Below are 17,142 nucleotides of genomic sequence, written 5' to 3'. Positions count from 1 at the left end.
ATCTGGGTGCTATTTTTATATTTTTATGCTTAATATATAGTATATTGTTTATATTATGGATTTATATAATTCAGTTTCATTTTTATTGATACAAAACAAAGAGAGAAGATATTATTGTAGTGTAGTATAAAGAGGAAGAAGTTGTAATTTGTTATGTTATAATAGGACAATACGTTATAATTAGGAGGGATTTATTATTAATTAATTCGCAAGAATTTCAATAATATGTACAGTTTTATATTAATTTCAAAGAGTTGTGGGGGATAAAATGGGATTAAAAGTAATAAAGTTATCAAAAGAACATTTAGAGGAGTGTGTTGATTTATTTATCGATACATTTTCTAGGGCGCCTTGGAATGATAAATATGATTCAAGGGAACAAGTAAGAGATTTATTTACTAATCATATGAGGAATAATTATTTTTTAGGATATATAGGATTAATAGATAATAAAGTTATAGCATTAAGCCTAGGTATGAAAAAACCTTGGATTAACGGAATGGAATATTATATAAATGAATTTTGCATAGGATATGACTTTCAGGGGAAAGGAATAGGAAGCTTATTTTTAAAGAATATAGAAGAACTATTATCTAATGAAGGTGTAGATGGGATGATACTAAATACTGAAAGAGAATGTCCTTCTTGCAGCTTCTATAAAAAGAATGGATTTAAGATTTTGGGAGACTTGGTTGTTATGGGAAAATAAATTGTGCTTATAGTATAACAATGAAAATAAAAGTTCAAGTTTGATTCTAATCAAGCAGATGATATTCTTTTAAAGATGATTATTAAATGATTAAGGGGTAGTTAATAGAATTAAGGATAAAGGTTGTATGAAGATAATTATTAATAATTTATGTTAATTTACAATTTTAATAAAATAATAAGTTTCCATAATCTATGTGGAAATTATCTGAATGGAATCTTAAGTTCTTCATCTTATAATGAAAGTATGGAGGGTGGTATAATGAAGGATTATAGAGAAAAGAAATATTTAGAAATGTTAGCCGAAGATGAATATATTGCTTCAGAAGATATCGCATTAAGACTAGATATTAGCGGAAGAACTGTTAGAAATGAGTTGAAAGAACTTAATAAAATATTAGAGACTCAAGGTGCAAAAATTATATCTAAACCTAAGTTTGGGTATAGCATAATAGTGGAAGACAGACTATTATATAATGAATATATGTCAAATATCAAAAAAGTTAAGCATAATAATATTCCTAGGACATCTAAGGAACGAGTAGACTTTCTTATGGGGTATTTATTACAATTACATTCATATGTAAAAATTGAAGATTTATGTGATATGTTGTATATAAGTAAAACAAGTCTTTCACAAGATTTAAGACAAGTTAGAGAACAATTAGATGAATATAATTTAACATTAACTAGTAAACCTAATTATGGAATAAAGGTAGAAGGTAGTGAATTTAATTTAAGATTATGCATGGCTAATTATGCAATTGATAATGAAGAGGTTTTACAGTCAGATCAATTAAAATGTAATAGAGTAGAATGTTTAAAAGAAATTGCAAATATATTAACCTCTGCATTTAATACGAATAATTATTCTATATCTGATACAGCATTTCAGAATTTGATTATTCATATATATACAGCATTAAGAAGGGTACAAGATAATAATTACGTACCTATGAATGAATATTTAGTATCCTTTATAAAAGAAAAAGATCTTAATCTAGCAGAAGAAATAATTAAGAAGTTAGAAATGGCTTTTCATATAGATATTCCTAATAATGAGATTTTTTATATAGCAATTCATTTAGCTGCTAAAGAAACAATATATCAAAATAAAGATAATGAAAATATAGTTATTAAAGATGATATAAATAACATAGTTACAGAGATGTTTAAGGAAGTAAAAGAAACATATAAAGTCGATTTCTTTGATGATTTAGAATTAAGGATGTCGTTAGCACTTCATCTTATTCCTTTTCAGGTAAGGATGGAATATAGCATGATTGCACATAATCCAATTATTAAAGATATTAAAACAAGAGCAACATTAGCTTATAATATATCAGTTAGTGCATGTAATGTATTAGAAAAAATATATAAAAAGACAGTATCTGATAGTGAAATTGGTTATTTTGCAATGCATTTCAATCTTGCATTAGAGAGAAAAAATAAAAAAGTTAGGAAGAAAAATATCATAATAGTTTGTAGTTCAGGTAAAGGAACTGCAAAGCTATTAAGTTATCGTTTTAAAGAAGAATTTGATAAGTTTTTAAATAAGGTTAATACTACAGATATTATAAATTTGAAGAATATGGATTTTAAAGATATTGATTATGTAATGACTACAGTGCCTATTAGTTTTCCAATTCCAGTACCTATTTTAGAGATAACATGTTTTTTAGAAGACTCAGAACTAGAAAAAATAGAAGGATTTTTTAAACAAAATAATAATGATTCATTGCTGAATTACTTAGATCCTAATCTATATATTATTAATGTTGATTTTAATACAAAAGAAGAGGTTCTTAATTATATGGTTAATAAAATAAAGATGATTAAACCCAATATTCCAGAGAATTTCTATGATGCAATCATGGAAAGAGAAAGGCTTTCACCAACTGAATTTGGAAACATGGTAGCATTACCACATCCATATAAAGTAATCACTGAAGATACATTTATATCTTTGATAATATTAAATAAGCCGATTATATGGGATAAAAAGAAGGTTCAAATGGTTTATCTTATGTCTATTACTAATAAAGAAGGACGAGATTTACAATATCTTTATAAGGTTACTAGTAAGTTATTTACAAACAAAAAGTATATTAAAGATTTAATACAAAATAAGGATTACAATATGTTTTGTTCATATATAAAAGAAATAGAAAGAAGTATTTAGGAGGTTTTAAATGAATATATTATTAACCTGTTGTGCAGGGATGTCTACTAGTATTCTTGTAGAATGTATGTTGCAAGAGTGTGAAAAACAAGGGAAGAAGTATAACATAAAAACTGTAGATCAAGGTATAATAGAAGATGAGCTTCAGGGGGTGGATGTAATTTTATTGGGGCCACAAGTTCGTCACATAATTAAAAGAGTAGAGAAAATGGCTAATGGAAAAATTCCAATAGGAATTATTAAGTTAGAAGACTATGGTAATTTAGATGCAGTAGCAGTTTTAAGGCATGCTGAAGAATTAATAGAAAATCATAAAGATAAAAGTATATAAAGCTTTTAGTCTTTTTATTATTGAATTTTGGATTTTAAGAAGATAATTAAATAAGAGAAATTATATGGCATGAGTTTAAAATTATATTAAATTCATGCCTATTATATTTTATATACTTTTAAAATTTGCAAATAAAAAATTATTTCCATATTTATAGTGGAAATAAAACTGGTGGATAAAAAAGATAAAAAGTTTATATTTAAAGTATAAAGATTAGTGCACTAATTATATAAGAGGAGGAAGTTATGGAGAATAAATATGAAGTTTCATTTGAACTAATTTTAAATGCAGGAAATTCTAAATCAAAATCATTAATGGCAATTGAATGTGCTAGAGAGTTTGACTTTCAAGAAGCAGAAAAACTTGTCAATGAGGCAGCAGTTGACTTAAAGGCAGCTCATAAGTCTCAAACAGATATGATACAAGGTGAAGCGAGAGGAGAAAGTCAAGAAATCAATGTTATACTTATTCATGCTCAAGATCACTTAACAACAGCAATGATTATGCTTGAACAAGCTAAGGAATTTATAAATGTATATAAAATTATAAAAGAAATAAAAGAGAGGATGTAGTATTATGAGAATTATGTTAGCATGTAATGCAGGAATGTCTACTAGCCTTGTTGTAAGTAGAATGCAAGAAGCAGCAAGTAAACAAGGAAAAGAATATAAAATTTGGGCTGTGGAAGAAGGCGAAATAGAAGAAGAGTTAGGAAATTTTGATGTATTACTTTTAGGGCCTCAAGTTCGTCATATATTAAGAAGAGTAACAAAGTTAGTAGGGGATGAAGCAAAAGTGGCTGTTATTGATGCACCAGCATATGGGAAATGTGATGGAGCAGCAGTACTTGCACAAGCAGAAAAATTACATATGGAGGGATAAATATGAAAGCTTTTTCTAAAATAGAAGATGGTTTATTATTACTAGCTGAAAAGATTGACGGGAATAAATATTTAGGAAGTATAAAAAATGCATTTACAGATTTTGTTCCTTTTATAGTAGTGGGATCTTTTGGAACATTACTAAATTCTTTAATAGCGAATCCAAAGACTGGACTAGCTCAGTGGATTCCATGGTTGGAAAATTTAAAGCCAGCTTTTGATGTTTTAAACTTTGCAACTATATCATGTATGACTATACCAATTGTTTTCTTAATAGCTATGCATTTAGCAAAGGCAAATAAAATACCACAATATACTGCTGGAGTATTAAGTGTTGCTGCTTATATAACGGTTGTACCATCAACAGTTACTGTTATGGTTGAAAATTTACAAGGAGCTTCAGCTGGGCTTGGAACTTCTTCTTTAGGTGCTCAAGGATTATTTGTTGGTATGCTAATGGCAGTGTTAATTACTGAATTATTTAATAAACTATTAAAGATAGAAAAAATAAAGATAAAAATGCCACCATCAGTACCAAAAGGAATTGCAATATCATTTAATACTTTAATTCCTATTTTTATAATACTTGTAATATCATCTGTACTTGGAAATCTATTTAAACTTTGGACTGGATATTATTTAAATGAATGGATATATTCTGTGGCTCAAGCACCACTAGAGCTTATTTTTCAAAGCACATTTGGTGTTATATTTATGGCTATTCTTAGTCAAATGTTTTGGTTCTTAGGTATTCATGGAGGATTAGTTATTGAACCAATACGTAGTCCGCTATCAGCTTCAGCAATAGCTGCAAATATTTCATCATTAAATGCTGGTGGAGTACCTTCAATGCCAGTTACAAGAGGGTTTTGGACTATATTTGTTGTTTGTGGTGGAGCAGGGATAACTTTATCATTAATCTTTGCAATTTTAAAATTCTCTAAAAGAGAGGATCATAGAATGATTGCTAAAATGGCATTGTTACCTGGAATATGTGGTATAGGTGAGCCAATAGTTTTTGGATTACCACTAGTTCTAAATCCAGTATTTGCAATCCCATTTATTCTTAATTCAGGTATTGCTGCAGGTATTGCATTAAGTGCAATAAAGTTTGGGTTTTTAACCTGTAATACTGTGGATGCACCTTTTGGATTACCTATATTTATTAATGCAATGTTATCATACGGTTGGAAAGGAATTATTGTACAGATAATTATTTTAGTATTATGTACTATCATTTGGATTCCTTTTGTATTGATGTCAAATAAGGCTAAAGAAAAAGAAATCGCATAATATATGCAATTTGAGAGAGGAGAATAACAATGGGATTTCCTGAAGGATTTTTATGGGGTGGTGCAACTTCAGCTAACCAATTTGAAGGAGGATTTAAAGAGGGTGGGAGAGGAATTGCTGTTTCAGACTTAATAACAGATGGCAATCAAGAATCACCCAGAAAAATATTTTATAGATTTGATGATGGGAGAGAAGGAAGCATACGTCAAGGTGAATGTATTCCAATAGGAGCTAAAGGTATATTGAAAGAAGGTTATTATTATCCTAGCCATAAGGCAACAGACTTTTACCATAATTATAAGGAAGATATTGCATTAATGGCTGAGATGGGATTTAAGGTATATAGATTTTCTTTATCTTGGACAAGGATTTTTCCAAATGGAGATGAAGAAATTCCAAATGAAGAAGGACTAAAATTTTATGATGCTGTAATTGATGAGTTATTAAAGTATGGAATTGAACCATTAGTAACAATTTTACATTTCGATATGCCATTACATCTTGCAAATAAATATAATGGTTGGGAAAGTAGAAAGCTTATAGATTTTTATCTTAAATATGCTGAAGTTTTATTTAAAAGATGGAAGGATAAAGTTAAATATTGGGTTACGGTAAATGAAATTAACGTTTTAGGTGGATACTGGACATTAGGATTGGCTTCAAACAATAGGCTTGAAGGTGGACATTCAAATCAAGGGGAAACATCTTTTAAAGATGCAGGTGCTAAAATTCAAGCAATCCATCATCTTTTAGTTGCTTCCGCATATGCAAATAAAATTGCACGTAATATTAACCCTAACTTCAAATTAGGTTGTATGCTAGCTTTATCTGGTATATATCCTGCGACATGTCATCCTAAAGATGTATTTGGTGCTTATGATTTTAGACGTCGTGCACTTATGTTTTCTGATGTAGTTTGTAGAGGTTCATATCCTAATTATGCTGAAGCTATTTTTAATGAATATGATTTTAAATTGAAGATGGAAGATGGAGATGAAGAGATATTAAAAGAACATCCAACTGATTTCTTAGCTTTTTCATATTATCGTACTACAGTATTTGATAGAAACTCACCAAATACTACAACTACGGGTGGTCAACAAGGATCGTCTAATCCTTATTTAGAAAATACACCATGGGGATGGCCAGTAGATCCAGAAGGATTAAGATTTGTTTTAAATGAATTATATGATAGATATCAAAAACCATTATTTATAGTAGAAAATGGTATGGGAAACATAGATGTAGTTGAAGAGGATGGCTCGATAAATGATGACTACAGGATTGATTATTTAAAAAGACACGTAGAAGAAATGAAAAAAGCTGTTGAAATTGATCATGTAGACTTATTAGGATATACCCCATGGGGATGTATAGATGTTGTTTCAGCGGGTACAGGTGAAATGAAAAAGCGTTATGGATTAGTTCATGTGGATATGGATGATAAAGGTAATGGAACGTTAAAACGTACTAGAAAGAAGTCATTCTATTGGTATAAAAAAGTTATCGAAAGTAATGGTGAAATACTAGAATAAGAAATATTATAGAGAGCCTTAATTTATATAAGGCTCTTTTTTTACTTCTTTTAACTAATATTAATGATTTGATTACATAAGTTTCAGGTGTAATTTTATATATTTTTATTATAGAGATATATAAGCGGATATTTATAATCTAAGTACTAATTTACACTATGTGATAGTTTACATTCCTCTAAAAATGTTGTAACAAAAAGAAAAATAGAAAATAAGCTAATATTGTATAAGAAATCTTGGGGGAGACTAATTGATGAAAGAAATTGTTGAATGTATCGATGTAGGGACTGAGTATTGTCCATGCAAATTAGCAGAGAGTGGAGAGTGTATTATTTGCTCTCAACTTCAGGGAGATTGTCTTTGTGATTGTTTAAATTGGAAGGGAGTATGTATTTACCATGAATTTATTAGCAATGGATCAAAGGCTAAGGAAGGTAGAAAGACTTATAATTGCTTAGTTGTTAAAAAGGAAGTTTTAGAAGAGGATGTTGTAGTTATAAAGTTTGAGGTCCCTCATAAATTAGCTATTGACTTAGTAAAGCCAGGCAGCTTTATTTTTATTAGAACTAGTGAAAATATTTATTATGATGTACCTATTTCTATATTAGAATCAGATATAAATAGTAATATAGTTTCAATAATGATTGAAATTAGGGGAATTAAAACTAAACAGTTACTTACTATAGGTGAAGGTGAAGAAATCACTATAAGAGGTCCTTATTGGAATGGAGTATTTGGAATTAGTAATGTAAATAAGCAGAAAGATAAAAATGTTTTAGTACTTGCTAGGGGTATTGGCATGGCACCTATGATGCCAGTTATTAGAAAGCTTGCTTTAAATAATAATAAAATAACATTATTAATGGATAAGGAGCCTTATAAAGATATTTATATAAAAGATTATTTAGAGAACTATAATGTTGAATTAATAGAAGTGTCTCTATTAGATAAAGGAAAGTTAAGTGATGAAGCAAAGGTGATTGTTAAAAAATTAATAGATGATAAGAATATCAGTTATATCCATATTGCTGGAGCAGATATATTAACAGTTACAACAATAGATTACTTAAATGAAATAGATAAAAATAAAATTGATTTATCTTGCTGCAATAATACAAAAATGTGTTGTGGAGAAGGCATTTGTGCCCTATGGACAGAGGTGCCACAATTTAATATAAAAGGACAGTAGATAGACTTACTTTAAATAAGCTACCTATTGTCCTTTATTTTCTTATAAATTATATTTAACTTTTGCCATTCTTCATCCCATACTATCTTTTCTATAATTGAAAATAGTACATCGCGTTTTTCTTCTATAGTTGCTTCTTTTATTATTTCATGAAAATTCTCTAGGATAAAAAGAGTATTTTTTAGATGAGAAGAGGAGAGTGAATTATTATCTTCTTTAATACTTATATTATTTAATTTAGATTTAAGGCTTTTAACTTCATCTTTATAATCTTGTATTTGAGAAAGTATTATTTTTGAGATTTCCAAGTCATCCACTAAAGATAATTTTTGTACTAGCCTTTTAATTTTTACTTCTAATGTATCTATATTTTTAAGAAGATCTTTATTATCATTAGAGGTATTTTCTTTAGGGCTTTTTGTTATTTTAGACAATTCTTTTAGTAGTTGCTCTTTATTATAAACATTTATAGAATTTAATACTAATTCTTCAGTTACATCACCTTTAATATTCTTGCAATCACATTTTAAACCACTTGACTTACTTTTATTACTGCAAACATAGTAGAAGGCTCTTTTATTACTCTTATATTTATTCCCATATTTAACTATCATATTGGAACCACATTTATTACATTTTAAAAGTCTAGTAAGTAAGGCTACATTTGAAATAGATGAGTTTAACTTCGGATTTAAGTTATTTTTTATTAGTCCTTGAACCTTTAGCCATTTATCAGCATCTACTACACCTTTGTGATTTGAAACAGTTGCAATTTTTTCAGATGTGCCTTGAGAATATCTAAATATGCCATTTCCATTAGCTTCACCAAAAACTGAAAAACCAGTATTTTTTAGATAGGTTAGTACTTCATAAGTAGACTTTACATATACAGGATTTTGTAAGATAACTCCAAGACCAGAACGCTCTAAAGATCCACCTAGTTTGCCAGAAATATTATTTTTCATACAGAATAGTGATACTTTATTTAAGGATTTTAATTCTAAGTATTTGTCATAAATTACTTCTATATATTTTAATTCTTCTTCATTTATTATAAGCTTACTAAAGGATTTTTCTTTCAGTTCTTCATCTAAGTAGGTCTCTCTTATAGCATCAAAGCCAAGGGGAGGTATACCACCAAGCCAGCGTCCAGTTTTAGATAATTCTATCATATTATCTCTTATTCTTTCAGCAATAGTTTCTCTTTCTAGCTGTGCAAAAACAGAGGCAATGTGAATCATAGCTCTTCCCATAGGGGTTGAAGTATCAAATTGTTCTTTAATAGATACAAAATCAACATTGTACTTTTGAAGAAGCTCTAAGGTAGAGGAGAAGTCTGCCACATTACGAGAAATTCTATCTAACCTATAGCAAAGCAAAACTTGTATCTTCTTAGCCTTAATATCATTAAGTAAATTTTGAAACTGTGGTCTTTTAATGTTTTTTCCAGAAAAGCCTTCATCTTCATAAATAATAAAGTTTATTTTATCTGAATTCGCCATACGTAAATAATAGTCTTTGCATAAATCAATTTGGTTTTCTATACTATCCCCACTAGATGTATAAACTGATTTTCTTGAATAAATTGCTATATTCATAATATCACCACTTTAAAATTAAAAATAAATATAATCTCTTTTAAGTATATGAATATCTTTAAAAGTTTTATGTGAAAATTTGTGACTTAAGTTTTAGTTTATATATAGGAGTAAAGATATAGATAAGTAATAATCATATATTTATATCTTAAGTTATGGTATAATTTGTATATAAGGTGGTGTTTTTGATGGTTCTTTAAAAGCTCACTATTATGAAAATTGTATGAAAGTAATAATTAATCTTGATAATGATTAATATATTTAAATAAGGGTTAAATATATTGTAGTAATACTAGTTAATATTTTTATATATAGATTTGAAAAGGGTTTAAATAGTGGAAAGAATTTTTTTAGTTCAAAGATAAAATGAGAATAAGAAATTCTTGTGTAATAAAGGTGATTATTAATAAAAGTGAGGGGAAGGAATATTGGCAAAAATTGAACTTAATGATTTAATAGCAATTTTAAAAAGTGATGTTTTAAAAAATAATTCCTGTATCGAAATGAATTTTAGTATTAAAGATGATACAGAATATAGGAATTGTTGGATTGGGAAAATGCCTGATGATAATAAATTTGGAAAAGAAGTATACTGGTTTGGATTAGTGGAAGATGGATCACAAGGATATGAGTATGATACATTAGATGATCTTATACAGGCTAAAGTATTTAACGGGAAAAGTTTATCTGAGATTTTCAATAAAATTATTTGGAATACATTAGATGGATGTAGCTTCGAAGAAAGATTAAGTGACTATATTAATGAATAATTGTATTATTAGTTAGTTAAGTTATATTTCATAGCGTGATTGAAGTTCACTCTAATTATAAAGAGATAAGTTAGAACAAATGTATTCTTTTCAAAGGCAAAGGATATTGTAAATTCTTTATAGTAGTTAATCATTAGGGAGAATAGAAGTATGTTAAGAAGAAAAGAAAATGTACTTAAGTTTAGAAAATTTTCAATAGTATGTCTTTTGTTATCAATAGTTATAAATATTACAAGTACTACTCTTGGGTATACTGGTGACAATATCATAAGTACAATTGGCATTACTTTAGGAATTGTTTTACTATTAATATTTATTACTATATCTTTATTAATATGGAGATGTCCGTTTTGTAAAAAGAGACTTCCAATAAGGTTTGATATCAAAAATAATGTTGATGAAGTTATATGCCCTTTTTGCGGAGCTAACTTATTGTATGGAACTGAAAAAGAAGATAAAAAAAAGAAATTTAATTTTTAGTCTTCAAAAAAGTAGAAATATCATAGAAAGATTTAAGTTGAATTATAGTAGGTTTGCTTAACTTATTTATATATTTAGAAAGATGATTATTTTCCAATTATTATGTATAATAGATTTAAAGTTAGAAATATTGGATGAGATATTAAAGTATTAAGGGTATTATTCTAAAGAAACTCTTAATATTATTTGATATATTGGGGGTATGTATTTTGAGTAAAAATGTATGGAAACTATATCTAGTTTCTTGTATTAGCTTTTCTATTATTGGAATAATGGATTTATTTAAAGGAAAATATTTATCAGGAACTCCTTTTATTATCCTAGGAGTCTTATATTTATATTTTAGTATTTCTAGTTTTAAGAAATATAAGAAGGCTAAAGATGATTTATTAGCAAAAATTGACCCAGAAAGATTAGATAGTGAACTTATTAAATTAATAGATGAAGGTAGGGAAATAGAGGCTATAAAAACTTATAGGATTCTTACTGGAGCAAGTTTAAAGGATTCTAGAGATTATGTTGATATATTGAATGGAAAAAATGCTTAGCTTGTAATGAGTAGAATAATATTTAAATATTCATAGAATTATTAAAGTATGTTCAGGGGATGTTCAAATGAGCATCCCTTACTTATTTTTTTATTACAGAAATGACAAATTTTCATAAAGACCTCCTTTACTTCTAAGATGATTATAGAATGAATTGGGAAAATATTCAATAAACTACAAGAAGGATGAATTATCTATTATATAGAATTATCAATGCTTTAACAAAAATTAAACTAGTGAATAGTATATACTAAAGAATTTTTGGATGTGAAGATAATGAAGCCAATAAAGGCTGTTAATGTAAATAATCCAGATAAAGAGTTTTTAGAGGAATTTCATCAGATATTAGCAAAGAGTTTAGTTAGAAAATTAGGAATTGATAACTCTAGGAAACTACTTGAATTAATTAAGGAAGAAAAGGATGAGGAATAAAAGATTTGTAAGTAGATAAATTAACCAACAGTTAAATTATTTACTTATAAATTAACAATAGTTCAATTGTAGTAATTTGGCTTACTTGATAAAATAGTAGTAACAAAAGCTTTTGATATTACTATTTATTGAGGAGTATTAGTTTTTATGAAGATAAATGAAATTATAAAAGAGAAAAGAATAGCTCAAGGATTAACTCAAGAACAGGTTGCTGAATCTCTTGGAGTATCAACTCCTGCTGTTAACAAATGGGAGAAGGGGATTAGCTATCCTGATATAACTATATTACCATCTTTAGCTAGGCTTTTAAGAGTAGATTTAAATACTTTACTTTCTTTTAAAGAGGATTTAACTGATATTGAAATAGGACATTTTTTAAATAAATTAGTGGAAATAATCAGAAGTGAAGGTTTTGATATAGGTTATGAAAAGGCAATTGATAAGATTCATGAGTATCCAAACTGTGATAAGTTAATTTTAAATATAGCAACTATACTTGAAGGTAGTTTATTTATGTTTGCAATTGAAAATATAGAAGATTATGAGAAAGACATTGAAAAATTATATGTAAAAGCGTCAAATAGTAGTGATATAGAAATTGCTAATCAAGCAACTTCTATGTTAATTAATAAATATTTAGGAAGGGAAGAATATGAAAAGGCACAAGCTTGTATAGATAAGCTTCCTAATATTACTTTTGATAAGACTCAACTACAAGGTAATCTTTACATTAAAGCTTCAGAATTTGATAAGGCCTCAGAGCTTTTTGAAAATAAATTAATATCTAAAGGAAATGAGATATTCACTATTTTAAGATTTATGATGGAAATTGCTTTAAAGGAAAATCGTAACGAGGACGCGAAGTATTTTGCAGAAGTTATAGAAAAAGCAATAGAATTATTTGATTTTTGGGATTATAATTCATATGCTGCATATTTCCACTTGTATTCAGTACAAAAAGATGTTGATAATTTAATTCCTATTTTAGATAAGATGTTAACTTCAATGAGGAAGACGTGGGATATATCAAATTCTAAATTATATAAACATATAAAACCTAAAGAAAATAAAGTTGATAGTAGTGAGATCTTTTTATCGAGCTTTTTAAATGCACTTAAAAATGATAAGGATAATGAATTAGAATTTTTAAGAGATAATAAGGAGTTTTTAGAACTTATAGATAAGTATAATAAATAAAAAGTGTATAGATACTATTAAACAAGCACAGACTCTAAAGGTTCTGTGTTTTTTTGCATTGACCTAAGGGTTTAAAGTGATAAACGAAAATAAAGTTCTTTACTGATGAATTTATCTCTTATTGAGTTATTTATTAGTCTATTATTCGTAAATAATATACTCGTAAATGATGTTTAATAATAAATATAAATAGCCCAAAACTTCAAATTAACCATAAAATCTTATATAATAAATAAGTAAAAGGAGATTAGAAGTATGACATTACAGCAATTAAAATATATAGTCACCGTTGCAGATAAGGGAACAATTAGTAGTGCTGCAAAGGAATTATTTATTTCTCAACCAAGCTTAACTAATGCCATTAAAGAGTTAGAAGAAGAAATGCAAATTACTATATTTAATAGAACTAATAAGGGAATTATTGTATCAAATGAAGGAAATGAGTTTCTTGCCTATGCTAGGCAAGTTCTTGAACAGTTTAATCTTTTAGAGGAAAAGTTTTTAAATGTAAAGAAACAAAGTCTAAGATTCTCAGTATCTACTCAACATTATTCTTTTGCTGTAAATGCATTTGTAGATGTTATTAGAGAGTTTGGTGGAAATAACTATGATTTTACTATTAGAGAAACTCAAACTTATGAGATTATTGATGATGTAAGTAGATTAAAAAGTGAAATAGGAATTTTATATACCTCATCTAAAAATGAGGAAGTAATTATGAAAATTATTAAACAAAATGGTTTGGTGTTTGAGAAACTATTTATTGCAAAACCTCATGTATTTATTAGTTCAAAACATCCACTTGCTAAACTTGATATAATTACATTAGAAGATTTAGAAGAGTATCCATATCTTTCATTTGAACAGGGGGATTATAATTCTTTTTATTTTTCAGAGGAAATTTTAAGCACTCTTGATCGCAATAAAAATATTAAGGTAAGGGATAGGGCAACTTTATTTAATCTTGCTATTGGCTTAAATGGATATACTGTAAGCTCTGGTGTAATAAGTAAAGAGCTTAATGGTGAAAATATAATCGCAAGGCCACTTAAGGTAGATGAACATATGTGTATTGGAACTATTGTACAAAAGAATATGTCTCTAAGTAGATACGGGAAGGCATATATGGAATTCTTAAAGAATCATGTTAGTGATTATATGGAGTGAAAACCTATTTTGAAGCTTATAAATTAATATAGCAGTAAGAATTAAATATGTGTTTGATATAGTTTAAAGCTATATCAAACACATATTTTTTTGTATTTTTAAATAATAAAAAATTAATCTATACTAGATTTATAATATAAATAGGGACAGGAGAGAAATAATATGAGTAAAGATTCACCTTTTAAATTTGATATTGTTGGAAGTTTTTTAAGACCCGATTATTTAAAGAAAGCTAGAAAAGATTATTCAGAAGGAAAGATAAATAATGAGAAATTAAAAAATATAGAAGATAAAGCTATTACAGAGTTAATTGAAAAACAAAAAAATGTAGGACTACCTGTTATTACAGATGGAGAATTTAGAAGAAGTTCATGGCATCTTGATTTTATGTGGGCATTTAATGGAGTGGGACATAAAAAAACAGAAAGTGGCATCCCATTCCACGGAGAGCCAGCACTAATTGATGACACATTCCTTATAGGAAAAGTTTCTGTTGATAAGCATCCATTTGTAGAACATTTTAAATTTGTAAAACAATTTGAAGATGAAAATACAGTTGCACGTCAAACAATACCTGCACCAGCACAGTTTTTATTTCAAATGATTACTACAGATAATATAAAAAAGACTAGAGAAATTTATCCTAATGAAGAAGAGCTAATTAATGATATTGCAGAAGGGTATAAAAAAGTAATTTATGATTTATACCAAGCTGGATGTAAAAATCTTCAATTTGATGATTGTACATGGGGAGTATGTGTTGATCCTAATGCTTGCTTTATTCTTGGAACAAATGAAGTTGGACTACAAAAAGTTATTGAAAAATTAATTAAGATAAATAATCTTGCTATTGAAGGTAAACCTAAGGATATGGTAATTAATACACATATATGCCGTGGAAATTTCCATTCAACATGGGCTTGTCAAGGGGCATATGATAGAGTAGCAAAAGATCTTTTTGCAAATGAAAATGTAAATGCTTTTTATTTAGAATTTGATGATGAGCGATCAGGTGGTTTTGAATCATTAGAATATGTAAGTGATAATAAAAAAGTAGTATTAGGACTTATAACTACAAAATTACCTAGACTTGAAAGTAAAGAAAGTATAATAAATCGTATAAGAGAAGCTACAAAATATATCCCATTAGAAAGATTATGCTTAAGTCCACAATGTGGTTTTGCATCAACAGAAGAGGGAAATAAGATTACAGAAGAAGAACAATGGGCAAAGTTAAAATTAGTTAAAGAAATAGCAAGTGAAGTTTGGAATTAATTTATTAAAAAAAGCTTATTAATACTCAAAATAATGTGTTAATAAGCTTTTTTAGTTAAGTTCGATTTAAAGTTAATTTTATTATAAAAGATAATAATAATATCAAATTTTTTTAATATATAACGAAATTCATTAAAGGTTAACTATAAATTATTAAGAATAGATGTTAAGATAAATATGTAAGAAAAATGCAGTGGAGGAATTATGAAAAAAAGATATTTACTATTAGTAATATTATTTATTTATAGTTGCATGTTAACTTTAACTTCATGTAATAAAACAACTGTAGATAGCAGCAATAACGTTATTGTAAATGAGGAAACAAGAAAAATTGATGGAAATGCTGAGAAAATTGTGAAACCAGGATATGAAAAATTAGAAGAACTACTAGATGATGAAGAATCCAATAAGAAATTTCAAGGTACAGTATTAGTAGCTGATGGAGATGATATTGTATTTGCAAAAGCATATGGATACGCTGATGCTCAAGAGAAAATAGAAAATAAATTGACAACACGATTTGCTATTGCTTCAAATACAAAACAGTTTACTGCAACAGCTATAATGCAATTAGTTGAACAAAATATAATTAGTCTTGATGAAACTATAGATAAGTATTTTCCAGATTATAAGTATGGCAATAAAATTACAATGAAGAATTTATTGCAAATGAGATCTGGTATTCCTGATTATCTCAATGAATTAGATTTATTTATGAGAGACGAAGATACTAAAAAAATTCTTAAAGAGTATGAAAGTAATGCTTATTATGATAAATATGTTGAAGATTATAGGTGGTCATCAGAAATAATATTGAAAAATCTATATCTAACAGAGTTACTCTTTGAGCCAAATGAAGAATATGATTATTGTAATACAAATTATTATTTACTTGGATTAATAATTGAAGAAGTAAGTGGTATGTCTTTTGAAGACTATTTAGAAGAATATATATTTAAACCATCTAAAATGGGAAGCAGTAGTGTAATACCATTAAATTCTGATGCTAAGGGACATGGAAGTGATAAATCAGGAGTAATAGTAGCTAATCATGAATTTACTTATGCTGCTGGAGCAATTTATTCTAATATTTTTGATATGTTTCGTTGGAGTAGGATGTTACATAAAGGTGATATTATAACAAGAAAATCTTATGAAGAAATGATAACTCCAGTTGATGACTATGGGTATGGACTTTTTGTAAAAGATAATATAATCGGCCATAGCGGGGTAATAGATGGTTTTACTTCAAATACGGAATATGATATAAATAAAGACCGTACAATAATAGTATTAGAAAATATAGATCCAGAAATAGATAATTTGGATGCTCAATATCATACAAATCTAATAAGAGAATATTTAGATGGACAAGTTGAAGAAGGAGCCATTAATTGATGAACAAGTTACTCGTCATGCAGTAACTCAATTAATTATGGATATTATTGAAGAAAAAAGTAGTGAGTATATTAAAGCTAGTCTAGGAGTTAGCGAGCCTGACACTGATTGGAATAAACCATCATTTTATTAATATAGTATAGGCTATAGTTTGTAGA

General features: G+C 27.5%; 18 protein-coding genes. 17 read left to right on the top strand and 1 reads right to left on the bottom strand.

What is annotated here, in order from left to right; translation table 11 throughout:
- Positions 1-268 precede the first annotated feature (268 nt).
- The 8 genes from E5347_RS05670 to E5347_RS05635 all read left to right on the top strand — a co-directional run bounded on the left by E5347_RS05670 (position 269) and on the right by E5347_RS05635 (position 8,119).
- On the top strand, positions 269-709 hold the full coding sequence (locus E5347_RS05670; protein ID WP_136005391.1) for a GNAT family N-acetyltransferase: 441 nt from the start codon (positions 269-271) through the stop codon (positions 707-709).
- Positions 710-970: 261 nt separating this feature from the next.
- Positions 971-2,890 (top strand): BglG family transcription antiterminator, encoded by a 1,920-nt coding sequence (locus E5347_RS05665; protein ID WP_168354912.1) that lies wholly within the window; start codon positions 971-973, stop codon positions 2,888-2,890.
- A 10-nt stretch (positions 2,891-2,900) separates the two neighbouring features.
- The gene (locus E5347_RS05660) at positions 2,901-3,221 is read left to right on the top strand and encodes a PTS sugar transporter subunit IIB (RefSeq protein WP_136005388.1); all 321 of its coding nucleotides are present in this window, start codon (positions 2,901-2,903) and stop codon (positions 3,219-3,221) included.
- A 245-nt stretch (positions 3,222-3,466) separates the two neighbouring features.
- A complete protein-coding gene (locus E5347_RS05655) occupies positions 3,467-3,793 on the top strand; it encodes a PTS lactose/cellobiose transporter subunit IIA (RefSeq protein WP_136005387.1) in 327 nt (108 codons plus the stop codon).
- 4 nt (positions 3,794-3,797) lie between these two features.
- Positions 3,798-4,103, top strand: coding sequence for a PTS sugar transporter subunit IIB (locus E5347_RS05650; RefSeq protein WP_136005385.1), 306 nt, complete (start codon positions 3,798-3,800; stop codon positions 4,101-4,103).
- A 2-nt stretch (positions 4,104-4,105) separates the two neighbouring features.
- Positions 4,106-5,395, top strand: coding sequence for a PTS sugar transporter subunit IIC (locus E5347_RS05645; protein WP_136005383.1), 1,290 nt, complete (start codon positions 4,106-4,108; stop codon positions 5,393-5,395).
- A 29-nt stretch (positions 5,396-5,424) separates the two neighbouring features.
- Positions 5,425-6,930, top strand: coding sequence for a glycoside hydrolase family 1 protein (locus tag E5347_RS05640; RefSeq protein WP_136005382.1), 1,506 nt, complete (start codon positions 5,425-5,427; stop codon positions 6,928-6,930).
- Between the two features lie 253 nt (positions 6,931-7,183).
- Positions 7,184-8,119 carry a sulfide/dihydroorotate dehydrogenase-like FAD/NAD-binding protein gene (locus tag E5347_RS05635; RefSeq protein ID WP_243109730.1) on the top strand — a complete coding sequence of 312 codons (936 nt, stop codon included), beginning with the start codon at positions 7,184-7,186 and terminating at the stop codon, positions 8,117-8,119.
- 20 nt (positions 8,120-8,139) lie between these two features.
- On the opposite strand, the gene E5347_RS05630 is transcribed toward E5347_RS05635, so the two are convergent.
- A complete protein-coding gene (locus E5347_RS05630; RefSeq protein WP_136005379.1) occupies positions 8,140-9,717 on the bottom strand; it encodes a recombinase family protein in 1,578 nt (525 codons plus the stop codon).
- 428 nt (positions 9,718-10,145) lie between these two features.
- Here E5347_RS05630 and E5347_RS05625 point away from each other — a divergent pair, with 428 nt between their 5' ends.
- The 9 genes from E5347_RS05625 to E5347_RS16820 all read left to right on the top strand — a co-directional run bounded on the left by E5347_RS05625 (position 10,146) and on the right by E5347_RS16820 (position 17,117).
- Positions 10,146-10,487 (top strand): hypothetical protein, encoded by a 342-nt coding sequence (locus E5347_RS05625; RefSeq protein WP_136005377.1) that lies wholly within the window; start codon positions 10,146-10,148, stop codon positions 10,485-10,487.
- A 150-nt stretch (positions 10,488-10,637) separates the two neighbouring features.
- The gene (locus tag E5347_RS05620; RefSeq protein ID WP_136005375.1) at positions 10,638-10,967 is read left to right on the top strand and encodes a hypothetical protein; all 330 of its coding nucleotides are present in this window, start codon (positions 10,638-10,640) and stop codon (positions 10,965-10,967) included.
- Positions 10,968-11,176: 209 nt separating this feature from the next.
- Entirely contained in the window at positions 11,177-11,515 is a 339-nt protein-coding gene (locus E5347_RS05615; protein ID WP_136005374.1) for a DNA-binding protein, read from the top strand.
- Positions 11,516-11,791: 276 nt separating this feature from the next.
- Positions 11,792-11,947 carry a hypothetical protein gene (locus tag E5347_RS16825; protein ID WP_168354911.1) on the top strand — a complete coding sequence of 52 codons (156 nt, stop codon included), beginning with the start codon at positions 11,792-11,794 and terminating at the stop codon, positions 11,945-11,947.
- A 147-nt stretch (positions 11,948-12,094) separates the two neighbouring features.
- Complete coding sequence (locus E5347_RS05610) at positions 12,095-13,144, top strand: helix-turn-helix domain-containing protein (RefSeq protein WP_136005373.1); 1,050 nt, start codon at positions 12,095-12,097, stop codon at positions 13,142-13,144.
- 255 nt (positions 13,145-13,399) lie between these two features.
- Positions 13,400-14,311, top strand: a complete 912-nt coding sequence (locus E5347_RS05605) for a LysR family transcriptional regulator (protein WP_136005371.1) — start codon at positions 13,400-13,402, stop codon at positions 14,309-14,311.
- Positions 14,312-14,473: 162 nt separating this feature from the next.
- Positions 14,474-15,586, top strand: coding sequence for a 5-methyltetrahydropteroyltriglutamate--homocysteine S-methyltransferase (locus E5347_RS05600; protein WP_136005370.1), 1,113 nt, complete (start codon positions 14,474-14,476; stop codon positions 15,584-15,586).
- A 204-nt stretch (positions 15,587-15,790) separates the two neighbouring features.
- On the top strand, positions 15,791-16,984 hold the full coding sequence (locus tag E5347_RS05595; protein ID WP_136005369.1) for a serine hydrolase domain-containing protein: 1,194 nt from the start codon (positions 15,791-15,793) through the stop codon (positions 16,982-16,984).
- Entirely contained in the window at positions 16,953-17,117 is a 165-nt protein-coding gene (locus E5347_RS16820; RefSeq protein WP_168354910.1) for a hypothetical protein, read from the top strand. Before E5347_RS05595 ends, E5347_RS16820 begins: the two co-directional genes overlap by 32 nt.
- The last annotated feature ends 25 nt before the right edge of the window (positions 17,118-17,142 follow it).

It is taken from the genome of Clostridium sartagoforme, assembly GCF_004794105.1.
GTDB classification, from domain to species: domain Bacteria; phylum Bacillota; class Clostridia; order Clostridiales; family Clostridiaceae; genus Clostridium; species Clostridium sartagoforme_B.
Note: the sequence above shows the minus strand (reverse complement) of the source record. Positions and strands in the feature narration are given on the sequence as shown.

Coding starts and splice junctions, on each gene's coding strand:
- E5347_RS16825 (WP_168354911.1), top strand. CDS start 11,792: ATGAAGCCAATAAAGGCTGTTAATGTAAATAATCCAGATAAAGAGTTT.
- E5347_RS05605 (WP_136005371.1), top strand. CDS start 13,400: ATGACATTACAGCAATTAAAATATATAGTCACCGTTGCAGATAAGGGA.
- E5347_RS05635 (WP_243109730.1), top strand. CDS start 7,184: ATGAAAGAAATTGTTGAATGTATCGATGTAGGGACTGAGTATTGTCCA.
- E5347_RS05655 (WP_136005387.1), top strand. CDS start 3,467: ATGGAGAATAAATATGAAGTTTCATTTGAACTAATTTTAAATGCAGGA.
- E5347_RS05650 (WP_136005385.1), top strand. CDS start 3,798: ATGAGAATTATGTTAGCATGTAATGCAGGAATGTCTACTAGCCTTGTT.
- E5347_RS05610 (WP_136005373.1), top strand. CDS start 12,095: ATGAAGATAAATGAAATTATAAAAGAGAAAAGAATAGCTCAAGGATTA.
- E5347_RS05670 (WP_136005391.1), top strand. CDS start 269: ATGGGATTAAAAGTAATAAAGTTATCAAAAGAACATTTAGAGGAGTGT.
- E5347_RS05665 (WP_168354912.1), top strand. CDS start 971: ATGAAGGATTATAGAGAAAAGAAATATTTAGAAATGTTAGCCGAAGAT.
- E5347_RS05640 (WP_136005382.1), top strand. CDS start 5,425: ATGGGATTTCCTGAAGGATTTTTATGGGGTGGTGCAACTTCAGCTAAC.
- E5347_RS05595 (WP_136005369.1), top strand. CDS start 15,791: ATGAAAAAAAGATATTTACTATTAGTAATATTATTTATTTATAGTTGC.
- E5347_RS05645 (WP_136005383.1), top strand. CDS start 4,106: ATGAAAGCTTTTTCTAAAATAGAAGATGGTTTATTATTACTAGCTGAA.
- E5347_RS05660 (WP_136005388.1), top strand. CDS start 2,901: ATGAATATATTATTAACCTGTTGTGCAGGGATGTCTACTAGTATTCTT.
- E5347_RS05620 (WP_136005375.1), top strand. CDS start 10,638: ATGTTAAGAAGAAAAGAAAATGTACTTAAGTTTAGAAAATTTTCAATA.
- E5347_RS16820 (WP_168354910.1), top strand. CDS start 16,953: ATGGACAAGTTGAAGAAGGAGCCATTAATTGATGAACAAGTTACTCGT.
- E5347_RS05630 (WP_136005379.1), bottom strand. CDS start 9,717: ATGAATATAGCAATTTATTCAAGAAAATCAGTTTATACATCTAGTGGG.
- E5347_RS05600 (WP_136005370.1), top strand. CDS start 14,474: ATGAGTAAAGATTCACCTTTTAAATTTGATATTGTTGGAAGTTTTTTA.